This is a genomic window from Streptomyces sp. NPDC051020, assembly GCF_040683105.1.
Lineage (GTDB): Bacteria > Actinomycetota > Actinomycetes > Streptomycetales > Streptomycetaceae > Streptomyces.
The window spans coordinates 72593-87871 of sequence record NZ_JBFBCG010000024.1 but is presented as its reverse complement, the minus strand read 5'-3'; the positions used below and the strand labels follow the sequence as shown (position 1 = coordinate 87871).

The following is a 15279-nucleotide window of genomic DNA, read 5'->3' as shown; positions in this document are numbered from 1 at the left end:
CCATCGGCTTGACGGAGGTCGGTGACAGCGCCCGCCTGCACAATGCCCCAACCGACATCGGCTTGACGGAGGTCGGTGACAGCGCCCGCCTGCACAATGCCCCAACCGACATCGGCTTGACGGAGGTCGGTGACAGCGCCCGCCTGCACACTGCCCCAACCGACGTCCGGGGGAGAGACATTCGCCACGAGCAGCAGCGCAGCAGCGCCAAACACAGTGACAAGCACTGAGCGAAGCATTCGCTTGTACATAGTCGGCTTCGTCCTCACTTGATGGATTCCTCTCCCCCGCCCAACAAGACGATGGCTCATTCAGGCACGTCAATGCCACAGGAGCGATGCATCATGTTCCTGCATGTTCAGGACCCTGGGGGGTGGAGATTTGCCTACAAACAGCACTACACCGACACATACTCACGCGGTCACGGACCTGTGCACGGAGGGGGCACGGCTGTACGCCAGCGCACTGAGCGTCGGACGCATCGCTCGCGCCGAGATGGGACCCGCACCCTGCCTCATCGAGTTCGGGCTCCTGCTTACCGACCCGGACGACGCCTCGTGGCTCCGCCCGGTTCCGCCCTCCGCCGCCCTGGCGCAGCGGCTCCACCCGCTGGAACGTGAGATCCAGGACCGCAGACGGACGTCCGTGGAACTGACGGACGCCTTTGAACCCTTCATGGCCATCAGTGCCCAGAGTCCGGCACCCACGCATGCGATCACAGTGCTGGAAGGCATCGACCGGATCAACGCGGCGCTCGACCTGGCCATCGCCGAGAGCCGGACCGAGGTACTGACCATCCAGCCCGGAGGCGGACGCAGCGAGGAAGTCCTCAGCGAAGCCCTGACCCGCAGCAAGCCGCTGATAGATTCCGGCATCAGCGTCCGCACCCTCTACCAGCACACAGTCAGGCACAGCCAAAGCACTTTCGCCTACGTGGAACTGATGGCCGGCGCCAAAATGGAGATCCGTACGCTCGAAGAGCTCATCGAGCGTCTCATCATCTGCGACGACACCGTCGCCTTCATCCCGGTCCTGGACACCCCCCCTATCGCCCTCGAACTGCGGCACCCCGGGCTGGTCGCGTACCTGACGAAGGTGTTCGAGCAATTCTGGCGCCGGGCGGTTCCGTTGAACGAAGCGGCCCCGTACGACCCGGCACGCGACGGCATCACCGGCGTCCAGCGCGCCATCGCCACGCTGTTGGTCGAGGGATACGTCGACGAGGCCATAGCCCGCCGTCTCGGCATGAATGTCCGTACCTGCCGTGCGCATGTCGCCAAGCTCTCCTCCACCCTCGGCAGTAACAGCCGCGCCCAACTCGGCTACCTGATAGCCCAGTCCGGGATACTGGACACCCCGGACGGCGGAACCCAGGATCTCGACATGACGTCTTCCGAGACGCCCGACCAGGACGCCTGAAAGACACGCCGGGCCTCCTGAGCTGTGGTGTTCCGCCGGTGACCCGGGGCGGGTCACCGGCGGAACAGGGCTGACAGCAAACGCTCAAGCGTGCGATCATCACGCCCGGCGCTCCCCCCACATCCCTGGTGCTCCCCCACGCCCCACCGGACCGAGAGCGATCCCGAATACCCATGCCTCAGCGTTTCCGCGCTGCCTGCGCGACGGCCGCCGCCGTGGGCGCGGCCGTCGCCGGGCTTGCCCTGCCGTCCACCGCGCATGCCGCCACCACCTGCGCGGACGGCGTGTGGAAGGCCACGTACTACCCCAACACCAGCTTCTACGGCACGCCCAAACGGACGACGTGCGACACCTCGATCAACGAGAACTACGGCACGGGTGACCCAGCGGGCGTCACCCTGCCCAAGGACAACTTCACCGTCCGCTGGCAGACCACCCGCGACTTCGGCTCCGGCGGCCCCTTCACCTTCACCGCCGCCGTCCGTGACGGCATCCGTGTGTACCTGGACGGCGTCCGCAAGATCGACGTGTGGAAGAACGTCTCCACCACCCAGACCAAGACGCTCAACCTCACCGTCCCCAAGGGCCGCCACACCATCCGCGTCGACTTCGTCGCCTTCACCGGCTCCGCCAACGTCAAGTTCGCGTACGCCCCCCGCACCACCGCCGGCGTCGACAAGGTCAGGCCCCTCGCCCCCACCGGGGGGAAGACGGCGTACTCGACCACGACCTACCGACCCACCGTCACCTGGTCCCGCAACAAGGAAATGGACATCGCCGGGTACCGGGTCAAGCGCTGTTCGACGCAGTGCACCTGGCAGACAGTCAGCGGAAGCGCCCTGGTGACCGGCACCTCCTTCACGGACGTCCCGCTGGCGGACGGGCAGTCCTACTCCTACGCCGTGGCGGCCGTCGACAAGGCGGGCAACGAGTCGGCCCTGGGCGGTGCCAAGTACGTCGTCACCACCGATCTGCCCGATCCCGCCGCGCCGGCCGGTCTGAAGGCGGCCGACACCGTCAAGGGCGTCGCGCTCACCTGGACGCCGTCCGCCGGGGCCACCCGGTACGCCGTCACGCGGCAGGAGGGGGACATCCTCAGCTGGGTCACCCTCGGCACCCCCACCACGGCGTCGTTCAGCGACACCACGGCGAAGGACAACACCCGATACACCTACTTCGTGAGGGCGCTCGACGGGTACGGCAACGTGTCCACCTCCTCGTCCGTCGGGATCACGCGCGGCGACCACCGGTTGCCGGGCGCGCCCACCGGGCTCACGGCCACGCCCGTGGGCGACTACGGCGTGAAGCTGGCCTGGACCCGGCCGAGCGGCAGCGGCACGGGCGTCCGGGTGTACCGCTCCACCACCTCGCCGGTGTCCACCTCCGGCACGCCCATCAGCTCGTGCAGCACGAACTATTCGGCGACCGCCTGCACGGACAGCAGCGGCCTCCAGCGCGGCGTCACCTACCACTACGTCGTCACGCAGGTGAACATGGACGGCGTGCAGTCGGCGCCCTCCAACGAGGTCGCCTTCACCGTGCCCGGCGACTCGACCCCGCCCGCCGCCGTCACCGGCCTCACCGCGACCGCCACCGGGTACGGCATCAAGGTGGACTGGAACGACAGCCCCGAGCCCGACCTCAAGCGCTACGAGCTCTACCGCGGTGAGCTGATCCAGGACGGCGAAGACACCGTGATCATGGTCCGAACCATCGAGTACCTGGGTCCGGACACCTCGGAGTTCCTGTACCAGGGCCTGCCGGACGGCGACACCTGGGCGTTCTTCGTCGTGGCGGTCGATGAGTGGGACAACAAACTCCCCTACCAGACCGTCCCGGGCGGCTATGTGACGGCGACCGAGCCCGACCTGGCTCCCACCGTCGAGACCCCGGACAGCTCACCGCTCGAGCTGACCGCCGCGGCGGCGGCTCCGGGCCCCGGCGTGGCGCTGTCCTGGACGTGCGCCACCGGGTGCGATGACATCACCGGCTTCCGGGTCCACCGCTGGGACCGGGCGTCCGGTACGTACGTCGAGCTCACCGACGCGCCGCTGCCGGCCGGCACCACGGCCTTCACGGACGCGGCCGTTCCGGCGGGCAGCACGTACTTCTATCGCGTGACGGCCGTCCACGCCGACGGCACGGAGTCCGTCCCTGCCACGGACTGGGCCGCACTGGCGCCCACGGCGTAACGGCACGGCATGCGCGAAGGGGCCGGGAGGTTCACACCTTCCGGCCCCTTCGTACGTGCCAGGGCGTGTTTCGAAAGCAGGCTCACCCGATTCAGCCTGCCTCGCCGCCGATTCCCTCGCACAGCGAAAAGTGGCACGGCACCACTCCGGTATAGAGCAGATAGGCCAGGAGGAGGGCCAGGTTGATCACCTCGCCGGCAAGAAGCCACCACAGTGCGGACCACGCCTCCGACCGCGCCTCGAGCTCTCGACGGCTGCGGGCCCGCCGCCAGGGATTGCTGGGGTCATAGACCATCAGCGCCTCTTCGCCGGGCGTCCCCCATCGGGTGCCGCTCAGCGGGGAGATGTAGATGACCCGGTCTCCGGACTCCGTACGGAATTCAAAGCTCGTGGAATATCGGCTTTCGGATTCGGAAATACTCCGGCACCGACCCGTCACCTCGACACCAACACGCCTCAGATGGCGGTCGACCAGCAGCGGGACCACACCGAACCATGCAAGAAACGGCAGCGGAAATAAGACCAGACAGATGACGACCCAGCCAAGAGTGTCCATTTGGCCATGATGGCAGGAGCCACCGACCGCAGCGTGAGGTCTTCATGACCGTTCAGAGTTCATTCAACAAGGCCACGGCAAGTATTCGCCAGTTTCGTGACGCCATCAGCCAGACCCGCTCGGGGCTGAGCAGGATCCAGCAGGCCTCCCAGAACACCTCCCGTGCCGTGGAGGGCGTGAAGGGGTCGGCCACACAGGCCGCTCCCGCTCTCAACCGGGTCAAGACGGGGGCGGAATCGGCCGGTGACATAGGAAAGTCAAGCCCATGCATTCATGATCCCCTCAACTACTCCGGCGCCGGGCGAGATTGAGGTCGTACCTGTTCCTCCGGCGGGCTCGGCTTCCTCGGCGCCCTCGGTCGATGCGGCATCAGCTCCTGAACGGTCGCCTCATGCGCCCGGACGAGCGGCAGAGAATGTTCCTCGCCCAGATCCGGTAAGGCCTGGCGTTCATCAGCCCGCTCGGGAAAACGGAGCAGCCGACCGGCGCTCACGTCTCCCGTCGGCTCCAGGCCTGCCGGGAAAGCAGCAGACGGCTCCGCTCCTTCGCTGACGGCCCGCGCATGCTTCTGCCACCCCTCCCGGAACCACTCGAGCCGCTCGCGATCGACCTCCGCCGCAGTGAGTATGCGTACGCCGTCGATGCCCGCCTCCTGCACCTTGTGACCGAGCTCGATCAGTAGTCCGCCCAACAGCGTTGCCATATCGCCCTGTTGGTCAGCACTGTCCGCGTCGGCAGGGTCGCTGTGCGTACGCGCCGACGTCCCCGCGTCGCCCCCTTCCAGCCCCATCTGCACGCTCCTCCAACGCCGCCCCGCCCCCGGGGCCATGCTTGCTCTCAGTCGCCGGCCGCCGGCAGGAACTGTCTGGCAACCCTCACAAAGGTCTCGCGCAGTTCGGGCGGCACCCCCATTCTCCGTGCCGCCTCCTCCGGACTCATCACCTGCTCGCCCGCTGGCCTATGCCCCTGGTGCGGCGCGTCAACCGGCAGGTCTTCCTCCGAAAGCCGGCCGGAGCGGATCAACATGTCACGCAGCGGGGTACCAAGGACGACGGCCAGGCGCCGCATCGTCTCCAGGTCCGGCATGCTCTGGCGCTGCAGCAGGCGGCTGACGGCGGCCCGGTGCACGCCCGCGTCGTCCGCCAGCCTGGATCTTCCTCCCCCGCGTGGAGTGTCGATGTCGTAGCCGCGCTTCCGCAGCAGGTCCTCGACCCATGCCGCGAACTCGTCAAGCCCGTCGGCGCCCTTCGGCCGACCGCGCGCACCGTCATCCCTGAAACTGTGGTCGTTGTGGGCTCTCGCCCCTGAGCTGCTGGCCATCCGATCGGTCTCCCCTCATCGCGGGGACAGAGTACCGATCGCGCTCGCACCAAAGATGTGCGCTCGCGCGCGTAATGGTTGAGATTTGACCGCTGCGCGCCTCCAACTCCCCTTCACACACGACTGGTTCACGCTCACAACGGCAGCACCTCCAGGTACATCGGATCAACTCCAGACATCTTCAGTCACTTGCGTGCGCGCTCGCACCATGCGACGCTGAGCGCGCGTTCGCATTTTTCGAACACACGTTCCCATATGCTGGGGAGGCGCTGCACGTGTCCCGTCAGACGACTTCTTCTCCTTCCGCTTTGACCATGGGTTTCTTACTCTCCGACGATGAACTCGACTGGCGCAGGGCCGCCGCCTGTGCCCCCTTACCCGACCAGTGGGTATTCACGCGGACTATGTCCGAGGCCGCACCAGTGTTGCGAGCCTGCAATCACTGTCCGATCCGGGAGGAGTGCGAGGCCGTAGTCGACCCGGCGCACACCTGGTTCGACGGCGTCTGCGGCGGCCGCCTGTGGCGCAACGGGCGCGAAGTCGCCGTCATGGACGCGGCATGAGGGCCGGCACGAGCGACACGACCGGCCCCGCCCGGCAGTCGCGCAGTCACCTCTGGATATCCACCCTCGCCCGTCAATTCCCCGAACTCGTCATGGCGTTGGCGCCATCGACGAGCGGACCTCTCCGTGAGCGTCCCGGCTCCGGCGCCTCCGGTGGAGGGCGAGGCACCGCGCCCGTACGGCTGTACGTCTCCGACGCCGTACGCGACATCACCGACGGCGTCACCGAACTCGAAGAGGCCGTACGGGAACGGCTCGGCCTGCGCCCCGTGCCCGCGGCGCCCGTCCCGGTCCGGCTGGGCCGCATCGCCGGGCTGCTGGGCCGCATCGGCGCCGACGCCGTCCTCGCCACACACGTGGAGGACGAGACCCGCCGCATGGCCCGCCGCTGCGCGCGCGTCCTCGGCGACCCGGAGCAGATGGTGCGGCTCGCGGGCCGCTGCCCGGCCTGCGACTCCGTATCGCTCCGGGCATTTCCCGAGCGGGCGGAAGTGCGGTGCGTGAATCCCGTATGCCGTCATGTGCTGGAGGAGGGGGACGCGACGCCATGAATACGCTCCCGAAGGGCCCTCTGATCACCGGCGACCTCGCCGCGCTCGAAGCGGGCGTCGCCCCCGCCACCATCCGCAAGTGGGTTCAGCGCGGGCATCTGGCAGCGGCCGGACGCCAGGGGCGTGCGCTGCTTTACCGGCTCGAGGATGTGTTCGCCGCCGAGCGGAAAGTGCACCTGGGATCGTCCTGATCCCCCATTGTTCGCTGCACATGGCCGTGCCTCGCGCATCACGCGGGGCACGGCCTTCTTGGATTCTGCCGACCCCCAACTACCCCTACTCACACGCTCAGTTGCAGGATCCCGCCTCCTGGGTCACAGTTGAAGCAGCGGCAGAGCTGCGCCCACGGACCGTACAGGTCCGGGGCGACGGACCTGCCGCTTCGTGTTGCCCGGGAACCCTCGTCGCCGTCGCGCCCCGGGCCCACGCCTCCACATCAGCGGCGCCCGCCCGTTGATCCCGCCTCCTCCGAGGAGACCCCGAAGAGAAGGGAGCGTCCATGTGTCGACTTTGAACTTCCCCGACGTCGAGCGTCTCGTCGTCGACTTCCTCAAGAACCGCACCGAGCTGACCGGCACCACGGTCGACAACCGCCCGCCCGCAGGATTCGACGGCACCCAGAAGGTGCTGCTCGTCTCCCGGGCGGGCGGCACCTGGATCGACGACCTGAACCTGGACAAGCCGCTCGTCGACCTGGAGGCGTACGCGGCCGACAAGACCGTAGCCCACGGCATCGCGCTCGCGGCCCGCGCCTGTGTCTATGAGCTGGTCGGCACCACGTACGGCACCGCCTTCGTCACCGACGTCGACGAGGCCGACGGCCCGCGCTGGCTGCCCGACTACAACCGGCCGGCCGGCAGCCGCTACCTCACCACGCTGCGCATCTCGATCCGCCCGGCGTGACGCGCACACCCATTTCGCTCGTCCCTCTCCCGAAGGAGTCACCATGCCCAACCCCAACACCAGCGCCCAGATCCGCGTCGCCGGCACCGGTAAGGTGCTTGTCGCCCAGTACGGCGCCACCCCGGCGGTCGCCGCCCCCATCGACACCAAGGTGTCCTGGACCGGCTGGACCGAGCTCGGCTACACCTCCACCGACGGCGTCAAGCTCGCCAAGAAGGACAAGATCGACCAGGTCGACGGATGGCAGTCGGTGAGCGCCCTGCGCTACATCTACTCCGACCGCGAGCTCACGATCAAGTTCCAGCTGATGCAGTTCAACAAGTCCACGCTGCCGTTCTTCATGGGCGGCGGCGCCACGGCGGCGGTGACGGCAACCGGGGCCGAGGCCGGCACCTTCAAGTACGACCTCACCACCAACCCGTCGGCCGACGAGCGCATGCTCGGCTTCGAGTTCTCCGACACCAAGAACGGTGTGCCCGTCGTGTACCGCCTCATCGTCCCGCGCGGTCAGGTCACCGACACCGAGGAGATCTCGATGACCCGCACCGGCGCAATGAAGCTCGGCATCACCTTCACCGCGTTCGCGCAGGACGACACGTCGCAGCCGCTGGCGACGTGGCTGATGAAGGACGACTCGTACGTGTAGCAGCGCCTGGCCCCGCGGCCTGTGAACGCAGCTGGTGAACTCGGCCCGGCGCGACTGCTCGCGCCGGGCCGTCCCCATCCCCATCCCCATCCCCATCCCTGGACCTACGCGAAGGAGTCCCCGCATGCCCGGCTTCAACGTCAACGCCGCCCGCGCCCAGCGCCTCGAAGCGCTCGGCCGCGCATGGACCTTCACGCTCGACGACGACACCTTCGAGCTGCCGACCGAGCTCGGCCGCGGCACCGCCCGCAAGCTGCGGGACCTCGACGACAACGACGTCGACGGCCTCCTCCAACTCCTCCTCGGCGAGCAGCAGTTCAGCCGGTTCGAACGGCACGACATCACCATGCAGGACATCGCCGCGATCCTGGAGGCCTACGGCAAGGAGACGGGGCTGGGCCTGGGGGAAGACTGAGCCTCGACGGGCTCATCGACGAGCACGCCGAGGCCATCGAGGCGGACCTGCTCCGCCACTACGGCATCGACCTCCTCGACTGGCACCGCGGCCGGCTCACCTCTCGCCGGCTCGCGGTGCTTGTCGAGCACATGCCGCGCGACAGTGCGCTCGCGCGGGAACTGCACGGCGAGGCGGCAGAATGGTCCGTCACCGACCACCTGATCGCCCACGCCGTGGATCAACTCCGCGAGGCCAACTGGATGTTCAGCCTGGTCAACCGGGACGAGGACGACGAGCCACCCGAGTACCCCGAACCGTTTCCCCGGCCGGGAACGGGCGCTTCCCCGGAGCCGCAGGAGCCTCAGGAGCCGCTCCCCCTCATCAATACGGCGGAGGCTACGAAATTCTTCTCCTGAGCACTGAGGAGCGATAATCTACCGCTCCGGACAGAAGGGGAGAAGGGGAACCATGGGAAAGACACTCGTTGCACTGGTACTTTTAGGCGGCCTCGGCGCTTCTTTTAGTGCTGCGGCAGTACATTTCTTCCGTGCGTGGCGAGCGGGTCGACGACTGAAACGTCGCGGCGCCCAAAGCACCGCAGTCTGCACACATCTGCAGATACGCGACAGCTCCGTCTCTCTGTATTTCACATATGAGGTGGACGGCGTCGAGCACCACGGCAAATCGTCCCCCATCTCGCGCACAGCAGTCGTGCCTGGCATGGAAATCAGCGTTCTGTACGACCCGCTCTTCCCCTCACATTCAGATGCGGCGGAGTGCATGGGGCAGGACAGCAAAACCATCCTGTTCATCGCTCTGCTCCTAGGCCCTGTCGGCCTCGCGCTTGACCTGGTCGCGGCAGCCATCCTCATCAGCCTCACTCTGGGCTGACTCAGTCCAGACCGCCCTCAACCACCCTTCACCCGGCCTGCTTATGGCCGGGTTTTTCGTTCCCATTCCCACCCCAGGAGACGTCCATGACGTCCGCAGAAATACGCCGAGTTGTCCAGGAAACGGTTGACTTCACTCTCAGCCACATCAAGGCGCAGTGGATCAAGGATGTTCAGGCCACCCTGGCCAAGACGGACATCCAAGCCGCCACGATCAGTTCGCAGCTCCTCAAGGTGGACCACTCGCTCCTCAAGTGGGACGAGAGGGGCTTCACCTTCGCCGGCAAGCAAGTCGGCCCCAACTTCTCCCTCAACGGTGCGATCCATGGACGCCGGGACACCAGAGATAAAGCGGAGAAGGAAGCCGAGAGGAAGCTGGACGAAAAGAAGGCAGCCGAAGCCCGCGCCGCAGAAAAAAGGCGGGTCCAGGAGTTCGAAAGGCAGATCACCCATCAGGTCAGCCGCGCTCAAACCAATGCCGGAATAGCGCAAGAAAAGGCCGGTCAGGCCAAGCGTGACGCCCAGGTGGCGCGGAACCTTTTGAACAGTGCCGACCGTCACTCGAAGCTCGCGGCCAGTAACGCCGACCGTGCCAGCAAAAGCTTCACCGCCTTGGAAGAACGCATCACTCGACTCGAATCACGTATCTGAACCTGCGTGAGGAGTAACCGTGTCTCTCGTTCAGAAGCTTCAGTCCGCCCAAGCATCCCTTTCCAGGTTCTCATCCGCGGCCGATAAGGCAGGCAAATCCGTAAACCGTGCCTCCGGTGGCGTAGACAAGTTCCAGGGATCTATTGGGAAGTTCAAAAGTTCGATCGGGGCCGCCGACGGCTCCCTCGGCAAGTCCAAGACCTCCACCGACAAGTTCAAGTCCTCCCTGGACAAGCTCAAGTCCTCCTCCGGCCACGTCAACACCGCCCTCCGCGACGTAAAGCGCCAGTCCGACGCCGTGGAGAAGTCCGTCGGCAAGGCCGGCAAGTCCGCCGGCGGCAGCGGTAAGTCCATGGGTGGTCTTGGGAAGGGGCTCAAGGGCGCGACCCTGGCCCAGAAGGGCCTCAACACCGCCATGAAGGCCAACGCCTTCGGGCTGGTCATGACGCTGCTCGCGCCGATCATCGGGCAGTTCATCAACATGGACAAGGTGTCGAAGAAACTGGCCCAGGGCGTGAAGTGGGCCTGGAATGCCATCTCCGGGGCCATCAAGTCCCATGCCGGACCCATCAAGTCCGTGATGAAGGGCATCGTCAACGGCTTTACCGCCCTGCCCCGCGCCTACATCGGCGGCATCAACGCCATGATCGGCGGCCTGAACCGGATTCACGTCAAGATTCCCGGCTGGGTGCCGATCGTCGGCGGCAAGGAATTCCGGATCAATATTCCGAAGATTCCCAATATTCCGACCCTTGCCCAGGGAGGTGTCGTCACCGCCCGCTCCGGCGGCCGCCTCGCCGTCATCGGTGAGGGCGGCGAGGCCGAAGCCGTCATCCCGCTGTCCAAGCTGAGCCGCATGCTCGGCCACCACCCGGGGGGCGGCGCCGCCCTGCACCGGCTCGCCGCCGCCGTCGAGGCGCTCGCCGAGCGGCCCGTGCACGTACAGGTCGACTCGCAGACCATCGCCCGCGCCGTGTTCCTGGGGCAGCGCCAGCTCGCCCGGCGGTAGTCACCCCTCCTCCAGAACCCGTACGAGAACCCGGAGGCACACGCCATGCCCAGCAACCTGTGGATAGGCCCCCCAGGGGCCCTCTACGAGATCGACCAGGCCGCCACGTCCTTCGACCGCAGCGTCGAGCTCGGTGTCAGCGAGTTCAAGTCGCTCGGCGGCCGCATCACCGTCACCCGTACCCCGGCTCCCTCCCGCCGGATGAAGCTGAGCTGGGACCGGCTCCCGCCCGTCGACGCGCGGGTCCTGGACGGACTCGCCCGGCGCGTCAACGGCGGGCCCGGACCGGTCCTGGTCATCGACCCGGCCGCGGGCAACGTCCTCGGCGCCGCGCAGGCCGCGGGCCGCGGCGACACCGGGGCGGCCGGGCTCCAGCAGTGGTTCAAGGCGTCGACGACCGGAACCGTCGCCGAAGTCGCCGCGGTGCCAGGGACGTTCACGTTCACGGCTGCCGACGCGACCAGCAGGGTGGCCTGGCGGAGTGTGCCGTGGGGCAACTTCCCCGTCGCGCCCGGCACCCGTGTCTCCTTCCGCGCCCCTACCGCCTTCGCCGCCCTCGGCACCGTCGGCGTCAACATCGACTTCAAGAAGGCCGACGGGAGTTATCTGTCCGGGCCCACGGCCGGCGGCCCGTACATCGCCACGACCGTGCCCGCCGGAGCCGTGTACGCCACCCCGTGCGCGACCCCGGGCACGGCGGGCACCTACTCCCTGGCCGGTGCCTGCTTCGCGTACGACGACGGGGCCGCACACACGACCCCCGGCGACGGCCTGCCGCCGCTCGCCATCACGTCGTACAGCGACAGTCCCGGGCGCCCGCTGCCCTACCGCAGCATCAGCGTCGACCTGGTGGAGGTGTCCGGTGCAGCAGGCTGACGACGCCACCAAGGCGGCACTCGCCGCCGGGGAGCGCACCACCACGCACACCACCCGGCTCGGCGGCACGGACGTGTCGGCGCAGGTGCAGTCGTGGCAGGTCGAGCGGTCGTACGCGACCGATCTGCCCGCCGCGATGCGCGCGTTCTCCGGGAGTTCGGCGGCCCAGTTGCAGCTCCAACTGGGCGGCAGGACGGGTGAGTCGGCACCCAAGCTCTATTCCGCGTGGGCCGGCCACGCCACCGGTGACCTCGCCCGCCCCGGGCAGAGTGTCACCCACGCGACGGGTGTGGGGGCCGGTGCCACCCTGCCCGCCTTCCGCGGCACCCTGCGCAACCGCAGTGCCGCATCCGGCTCCGACAGCGTGCAGCTCACCGCGCTCGACGGTGCCGAGCGGCTGCGGGCACCGGCCGAACTCCCGCGCCCTTACACGGGGTTGTACTGGGGGCGCCCGGTCTCCAGCGCCACCTGGTGCGTCGACGAGCTGCTGCGGCAGGCCGGGCTGCTGACCAGTCCGCCGGCGCGCGCGCCCCAGTTCGTCGCAGGACAGCCTCTGACCCTCGTGCACGCCACTCTGCACGGCGGGTTCACCACCCCGTACGGCATGCCCGAGGACCTGCCCGACGCGCGCCACTACACGTGGTCGCGCACCGGCGCCCCGCACGAGATGGCCCTCGTGCCGCGCGGTCTGCCCGCGGGCGAGAGCGGCATCACCGCCTCGTGGTTCCCGCGCAGCCGGGTCACCGTGCCCGGCAGCAAGCTGCTCGCCGAGGCGTGGGTGAACAACGCCGTCGGCATCGGCTCCACCGTCCGCCTCGACCTGGAGCTGAACCGCACCGGGACGGCCGTCGGCACCATCTCCCTCGCCGTCGACTTCACCAAAGGCACCGTCCTTGCCACCTCGCTCAGCTCCGATCCCGCGGTGCCGGGCAGCGCACTGCAGTGGGGCTACAACGCCGCCGCGATGCAGTCGCAGCGCGGCGTCTGGCACATCGGCGCGTACGTCGATGTGTACGCGTCGACGAACAACCAGGCCCTGCCTTCGGTAATCCCGCTGCTCACCGCGCCGGACGGGACCACCTGGGTTGGCGGCGCCGCCGCCTTCACGGCAGCCACCGGGCCCCAGCCCGTCGCCGAGCTGCGCAAGGTCCGCCTCGTCACCTCCATGGCGACCGAGAGCGTCCAGGTCACCAGCGGTCTGACCGGTCCACCGAGCGTCGCCGAGTTCAGCCAGTCGGGCACCTGGAGCAAGACCGCCGAACTGGACGAGGTGATCCTGCCACTGCGCACCGTGCCCAGAGTGACCGGTTCGCAGTGGGACGCGATCGGGCAGATCGCCAAGGCGAGCATGTCCACCGCGGAGATCGACGAGCGCGGCCGTTTCCGGTGGCGCAACTTCACCCGGTTCGCCACGGAGCCGACCGTCCCCGACCTGACCCTGACCTCCGTACGCGACATCGCCGCGCTCACCGTCACCGAGGAGATCGACGCCTGCCGCAACTTCTGCACCCAGCCCGCCAAGGACTGGGGCACGGTGCGCACCGTCGGTGGGGAGGCCGTGTCCGACACCGTGGTGCGGGAGATCCCTGGAGGCGGTTCCCTCACCATCTCGTACGCCTTCGGCGAGGACGAGCTGGACGTGGGCCCGCCGGACACCGACGACGACTCGGTGATCACCCTGGGATCCACCTTCCGGGTCGCCACCCAGAACGCGGTGGGCACGACCGCGGTCAAGGGCGCGGTGGACGCGCTCGTACGACGCGAGGACGGCACGATCGTGCTGCGCCTGACCAACCGCACCTCGACGCGGCTCTACACCGTGGCCAAGGACGGTTCACCGTCCATCCGCATCGTGCCGATGCGCCCGGACCGTGATCCGGTGGAGCGGCAGGCGGTCGCCTACGTCCCCGGCGGCGACAGCGAGCGCTGGTACGGACGCCAGGAGTTCTACGGCGAGCAGTCCGACTGGGTCCAGGACCTGGTCAGTGCGCAGCAGTTGGCAGAGGCCATGCGCAGGGCCGGCCAGTACCCGGTGCCCGTGCTCGAGGACGTCCAGGTTCTGCACGATCCGCGCATCCAGCTCGGCGACGTCGTCCGCGTGGTGGACACGACGGGCGCGGCCCTCGACACGCTCGCCTGGGTCGTCGGCATCACCACCTCGTCGGCGGCGGGCGGCGGCGTCCAGCAGACGCTGAGCCTGCGCGGGGTGAGGGCCAACGGCGTACCGGCGGACGCGGGACTGACTCCCGATGCGCCCGCGCTGCCGCCCGCGCCGAACACCGCGCCGGCCTACGCGTCCGTCGCCACCGCCTACCCGACCCTCGCCGCCCTGCTAGCGGCGAACCCGACGTGGGCGGACCTGACGGACTGACCCCGCGCCCGTCCTCGCCCGCCCCACGTCACGCCGTACGAAGCCACGTCGTACGAAACGGAGCCCCGCCATGTCCGAACCCTCGCCGGATCCCACTCCCCAGCCGCCGCCCGACGACCTGATGCGCGAGCTGGCCGACGCCCTCGCCCGCGCGACGGACCCCTACGTGCCCGCACCGGAGGAACCCCAACAGCCAGCCGCCGACGGCCTGTTGACCGTCACGGTCGACCCCATCGAACCCGCACCCCAGGAGGAGTCCGCATGACCACCCAGTACACGCCGATCAGCAGCCTCCCCTACCCGCAGGCCTCCGACCCCGCCGATCTGCCGGCCCATCTGAAGGCCCTGGCGGACGCCGCAGACGGGCGTACCGTGCTGCGCTTCCCCGACACGGCTACGCGCGACGCCAAGTTGGCCGCTCCCGTCGCGGGCATGGTGGCCTGGATCGGCACCCCGGGCCGGATGATGTACTACACCGGCACCGCCTGGGTCCCGGTGGCTCCGGTGCCGGTCTTCCGGATCAACCTCGACGACGGGGACACCGCCTCCACCACGTACGTGGAAACCCTCGCGAACGCCCTCGGCGACCCCATGGCGGCGACGTTCACGGTGCCCGCGTCCGGCCAGGTCATCATCACCGTGGGCAGCTACATCCGTACCTCCACCACCGCGACGTCCTTCATGTCGGCGAACATCCGCAACGCCTCCAACGCGATTGTGCTCGCCGCCGACGACAACCGCGCCGCCGCCGTATCGATCCCCAACAGGACGTCGGTGTCGGCCCAGTTCCAGGTCACAGGCCTCGCCATCGGCACGACCCACACCGCGACACCGGCCTACCGGTCCAGCGCCAGCACGAACACGTCGTTCTTCGACACGCGCTTCATCCGTGTGGACCCCATCCCGTAAGAGCCCCTGAACGCCTTCGAGCCAAG

The 15279-nt window shown here is 68.3% G+C and carries 20 protein-coding genes; 17 read left to right on the top strand and 3 right to left on the bottom strand.

What is annotated here, in order from left to right:
- The 3 genes from AB0N06_RS15820 to AB0N06_RS15810 form a co-directional block, all read left to right on the top strand.
- On the top strand, positions 1-230 hold a 230-nt coding region (locus AB0N06_RS15820), incomplete at its 5' end, for a hypothetical protein (protein WP_366135254.1).
- Positions 231-354: 124 nt separating this feature from the next.
- On the top strand, positions 355-1419 hold the full coding sequence (locus AB0N06_RS15815) for a helix-turn-helix transcriptional regulator (protein ID WP_366135253.1): 1065 nt from the start codon (positions 355-357) through the stop codon (positions 1417-1419).
- Positions 1420-1592: 173 nt separating this feature from the next.
- Positions 1593-3611: a PA14 domain-containing protein gene (locus tag AB0N06_RS15810; protein WP_366135252.1), complete on the top strand. Its 2019-nt coding sequence runs from the start codon at positions 1593-1595 to the stop codon at positions 3609-3611.
- 91 nt (positions 3612-3702) lie between these two features.
- Here the strand turns inward: AB0N06_RS15810 and AB0N06_RS15805 are convergent, their stop codons facing one another.
- The 3 genes from AB0N06_RS15805 to AB0N06_RS15795 form a co-directional block, all read right to left on the bottom strand.
- Positions 3703-4167: a DUF3592 domain-containing protein gene (locus tag AB0N06_RS15805; RefSeq protein WP_366135251.1), complete on the bottom strand. Its 465-nt coding sequence runs from the start codon at positions 4165-4167 to the stop codon at positions 3703-3705.
- Positions 4168-4453: 286 nt separating this feature from the next.
- Positions 4454-4957, bottom strand: coding sequence for a hypothetical protein (locus tag AB0N06_RS15800; RefSeq protein WP_366135250.1), 504 nt, complete (start codon positions 4955-4957; stop codon positions 4454-4456).
- 47 nt (positions 4958-5004) lie between these two features.
- The gene (locus tag AB0N06_RS15795) at positions 5005-5487 is read right to left on the bottom strand and encodes a helix-turn-helix transcriptional regulator (protein WP_366135249.1); all 483 of its coding nucleotides are present in this window, start codon (positions 5485-5487) and stop codon (positions 5005-5007) included.
- A gap of 314 nt (positions 5488-5801) precedes the next feature.
- Between AB0N06_RS15795 and AB0N06_RS15790 the strand changes: the two genes are divergently transcribed.
- The 14 genes from AB0N06_RS15790 (at position 5802) to AB0N06_RS15725 (ending at position 15253) form a co-directional block, all read left to right on the top strand.
- Positions 5802-6050: a hypothetical protein gene (locus tag AB0N06_RS15790; protein WP_366135248.1), complete on the top strand. Its 249-nt coding sequence runs from the start codon at positions 5802-5804 to the stop codon at positions 6048-6050.
- Positions 6047-6601, top strand: coding sequence for a hypothetical protein (locus tag AB0N06_RS15785; RefSeq protein WP_366135247.1), 555 nt, complete (start codon positions 6047-6049; stop codon positions 6599-6601). The genes AB0N06_RS15790 and AB0N06_RS15785 overlap by 4 nt, the downstream gene beginning before the upstream one ends.
- The gene (locus AB0N06_RS15780; protein WP_366135246.1) at positions 6598-6792 is read left to right on the top strand and encodes a helix-turn-helix domain-containing protein; all 195 of its coding nucleotides are present in this window, start codon (positions 6598-6600) and stop codon (positions 6790-6792) included. The genes AB0N06_RS15785 and AB0N06_RS15780 overlap by 4 nt, the downstream gene beginning before the upstream one ends.
- 310 nt (positions 6793-7102) lie before the next feature.
- Positions 7103-7504, top strand: a complete 402-nt coding sequence (locus AB0N06_RS15775; protein WP_366135245.1) for a hypothetical protein — start codon at positions 7103-7105, stop codon at positions 7502-7504.
- 43 nt (positions 7505-7547) lie between these two features.
- The gene (locus AB0N06_RS15770) at positions 7548-8150 is read left to right on the top strand and encodes a phage tail protein (RefSeq protein ID WP_366135244.1); all 603 of its coding nucleotides are present in this window, start codon (positions 7548-7550) and stop codon (positions 8148-8150) included.
- Between the two features lie 124 nt (positions 8151-8274).
- On the top strand, positions 8275-8565 hold the full coding sequence (locus AB0N06_RS15765) for a hypothetical protein (protein ID WP_366135243.1): 291 nt from the start codon (positions 8275-8277) through the stop codon (positions 8563-8565).
- Positions 8566-8630: 65 nt separating this feature from the next.
- Positions 8631-8963, top strand: coding sequence for a hypothetical protein (locus AB0N06_RS15760; protein WP_366135268.1), 333 nt, complete (start codon positions 8631-8633; stop codon positions 8961-8963).
- A gap of 52 nt (positions 8964-9015) precedes the next feature.
- Positions 9016-9438, top strand: coding sequence for a hypothetical protein (locus tag AB0N06_RS15755; RefSeq protein WP_366135242.1), 423 nt, complete (start codon positions 9016-9018; stop codon positions 9436-9438).
- Between the two features lie 86 nt (positions 9439-9524).
- Positions 9525-10088, top strand: coding sequence for a hypothetical protein (locus tag AB0N06_RS15750; protein ID WP_366135241.1), 564 nt, complete (start codon positions 9525-9527; stop codon positions 10086-10088).
- Between the two features lie 19 nt (positions 10089-10107).
- Positions 10108-11097, top strand: a complete 990-nt coding sequence (locus AB0N06_RS15745; protein ID WP_366135240.1) for a hypothetical protein — start codon at positions 10108-10110, stop codon at positions 11095-11097.
- A 45-nt stretch (positions 11098-11142) separates the two neighbouring features.
- Positions 11143-11973, top strand: coding sequence for a hypothetical protein (locus AB0N06_RS15740; protein ID WP_366135239.1), 831 nt, complete (start codon positions 11143-11145; stop codon positions 11971-11973).
- On the top strand, positions 11960-14344 hold the full coding sequence (locus tag AB0N06_RS15735) for a hypothetical protein (protein ID WP_366135238.1): 2385 nt from the start codon (positions 11960-11962) through the stop codon (positions 14342-14344). The genes AB0N06_RS15740 and AB0N06_RS15735 overlap by 14 nt, the downstream gene beginning before the upstream one ends.
- Before the next feature lie 70 nt (positions 14345-14414).
- Positions 14415-14609: a hypothetical protein gene (locus AB0N06_RS15730; RefSeq protein WP_366135237.1), complete on the top strand. Its 195-nt coding sequence runs from the start codon at positions 14415-14417 to the stop codon at positions 14607-14609.
- A complete protein-coding gene (locus AB0N06_RS15725) occupies positions 14606-15253 on the top strand; it encodes a hypothetical protein (RefSeq protein ID WP_366135236.1) in 648 nt (215 codons plus the stop codon). The genes AB0N06_RS15730 and AB0N06_RS15725 overlap by 4 nt, the downstream gene beginning before the upstream one ends.
- The last annotated feature ends 26 nt before the right edge of the window (positions 15254-15279 follow it).

Excerpts from the sequence above, each read along its gene's own strand:
- AB0N06_RS15815 (WP_366135253.1), top strand. The coding sequence starts at position 355 with ATGTTCAGGACCCTGGGGGGTGGAGATTTGCCTACAAACAGCACTACA.
- AB0N06_RS15810 (WP_366135252.1), top strand. The coding sequence starts at position 1,593 with ATGCCTCAGCGTTTCCGCGCTGCCTGCGCGACGGCCGCCGCCGTGGGC.
- AB0N06_RS15805 (WP_366135251.1), bottom strand. The coding sequence starts at position 4,167 with ATGGACACTCTTGGCTGGGTCGTCATCTGTCTGGTCTTATTTCCGCTG.
- AB0N06_RS15800 (WP_366135250.1), bottom strand. The coding sequence starts at position 4,957 with ATGGGGCTGGAAGGGGGCGACGCGGGGACGTCGGCGCGTACGCACAGC.
- AB0N06_RS15795 (WP_366135249.1), bottom strand. The coding sequence starts at position 5,487 with ATGGCCAGCAGCTCAGGGGCGAGAGCCCACAACGACCACAGTTTCAGG.
- AB0N06_RS15790 (WP_366135248.1), top strand. The coding sequence starts at position 5,802 with ATGGGTTTCTTACTCTCCGACGATGAACTCGACTGGCGCAGGGCCGCC.
- AB0N06_RS15785 (WP_366135247.1), top strand. The coding sequence starts at position 6,047 with ATGAGGGCCGGCACGAGCGACACGACCGGCCCCGCCCGGCAGTCGCGC.
- AB0N06_RS15780 (WP_366135246.1), top strand. The coding sequence starts at position 6,598 with ATGAATACGCTCCCGAAGGGCCCTCTGATCACCGGCGACCTCGCCGCG.
- AB0N06_RS15770 (WP_366135244.1), top strand. The coding sequence starts at position 7,548 with ATGCCCAACCCCAACACCAGCGCCCAGATCCGCGTCGCCGGCACCGGT.
- AB0N06_RS15765 (WP_366135243.1), top strand. The coding sequence starts at position 8,275 with ATGCCCGGCTTCAACGTCAACGCCGCCCGCGCCCAGCGCCTCGAAGCG.
- AB0N06_RS15755 (WP_366135242.1), top strand. The coding sequence starts at position 9,016 with ATGGGAAAGACACTCGTTGCACTGGTACTTTTAGGCGGCCTCGGCGCT.
- AB0N06_RS15750 (WP_366135241.1), top strand. The coding sequence starts at position 9,525 with ATGACGTCCGCAGAAATACGCCGAGTTGTCCAGGAAACGGTTGACTTC.
- AB0N06_RS15740 (WP_366135239.1), top strand. The coding sequence starts at position 11,143 with ATGCCCAGCAACCTGTGGATAGGCCCCCCAGGGGCCCTCTACGAGATC.
- AB0N06_RS15730 (WP_366135237.1), top strand. The coding sequence starts at position 14,415 with ATGTCCGAACCCTCGCCGGATCCCACTCCCCAGCCGCCGCCCGACGAC.
- AB0N06_RS15725 (WP_366135236.1), top strand. The coding sequence starts at position 14,606 with ATGACCACCCAGTACACGCCGATCAGCAGCCTCCCCTACCCGCAGGCC.